Here is a 1,537-nt window from a genome sequence, read left to right as displayed (position 1 = left end):
TTTAGTTGCCCTAATGAGGTCTCAATCGTAGATTCGTTAACGGCTTTACCAGATATGAAGCTACCTTTGCCGATAAATTGCGCTACAAATTTTGATTTCGGCTGATGGTACAACTGATTTGCTGAGCCGGTTTGAATAACCTTTCCTTGTTGAATAACGCCAATTTTATCTGCCATCGCAAATGCTTCAGATTGATCGTGTGTTACTAAAATTGCGCTGGTGTTTAAGTCTTTTAGTATCTGTCTCACCTCTCCACCTAATCGCGTTCGGAGATCTGCGTCTAGGTTGGAGAATGGCTCATCAAACAGAATTAATTCGGGTTCTGGTGCTAAAGCGCGGGCTAGCGCAACACGTTGTTGCTGCCCACCAGAAAGCTCATGTGGATAGCGCGTTCGATGCTGGGATAAGTCAATCAGGTCTAAAAGCTTCTCTATTCGTTTATTCGGCGATTTCGCTTGTTGTTTATCCAAGCCATAAGCAATGTTTTGTTCAATCGTTAAATGCGGAAACAGAGCGTAGTCTTGGAATACCATTCCTATTTTCCGCTTTTCTGGTGGAATGGATACGCTAGGAGAAGATAAGAGAGTTTGATTGACTTCTATCTGGCCGTTTTGGATTTTTTCGAATCCCGCTATCGCACGTAGAAGTGTACTTTTTCCGCAACCGCTTGGTCCCAAAAGTGCCGCTAACTCGCCTTTATCTAATGTGAAATTAAGATCGTTAAGGACAGTCTTTTCATCGTACTGACATTGAAGTTGACTGATTTTTAGGAAGTTTGGCATTAATTAGTCCGGCAAACAGGAAGCAGTTTTTATCTGGTTTATTTAGCTCGTGGTTGAGCTCTATCGTCTGCCGCGTATAAACGCACAATCTGGATGACTGCGTCAATCAAAAAATCACACTCTTCATCAGATAGACTTAAAGTTGGAAGCAATCGAATCACATTGTCAGATGTAACGTTTAGAAGTATCCCTTTTTCTTTTGCTAGTGGTACTAGAGCAAAGCAAGGGTCTGTCATCTCAATGCCGATCATCAAGCCTTTGCCTCTTATGTCAGCGACATAGTCTGCTCCCAGAAGCGCATCCTCTAGCGCCGACTTAATGTGTTGTCCTAAAGATTCTGCTCTTTGTTCAAGATGTTTGCTTTGAATCTCTTCAATTACCGCCATTGCGGCGGCACATGCCAGTGGGTTGCCACCGAACGTAGAGCCATGACTGCCCGGAATTAAACTGTTTGCTGCTTCGTCAGAACTGATACACGCGCCAATCGGAAAACCATTACCGAGACCCTTTGCGAGGGTTACTATGTCGGGTTGAATGTTGGCGTGCTGATATGCAAAGTATTTCCCAGTTCGCGCGTTAGCCGTTTGTATTTCGTCACAAATGAGTAGGGCAGAATGTTTTGAGCAAAGCTCTCGAGCAGTTTTGAGAAAAGAGGTCTCTGCTAAATGAATGCCGCCTTCTCCCTGTATGGGTTCTAACATTACTGCCGCGATATTAGCGTTCTGCTCAAACGCGGAGTGTAAGGCCTCGGAATC

General features: G+C 44.2%; 2 protein-coding genes. Both read right to left on the bottom strand.

Translation table 11 applies throughout. The features are described from left to right. Nucleotides 1-782 (bottom strand): ABC transporter ATP-binding protein (locus A3739_RS26785; protein WP_068503405.1); only part of this gene is annotated, 782 nt, incomplete at its 3' end. A 38-nt stretch (nt 783-820) separates the two neighbouring features. Further along, a partial coding sequence (locus A3739_RS26780; protein ID WP_156502880.1) for an aspartate aminotransferase family protein occupies nt 821-1,537 on the bottom strand: 717 nt, incomplete at its 5' end.

This window comes from Oleiphilus sp. HI0067 (genome assembly GCF_001635735.1).
This window is presented reverse-complemented; position numbering and strand designations above follow the sequence as displayed.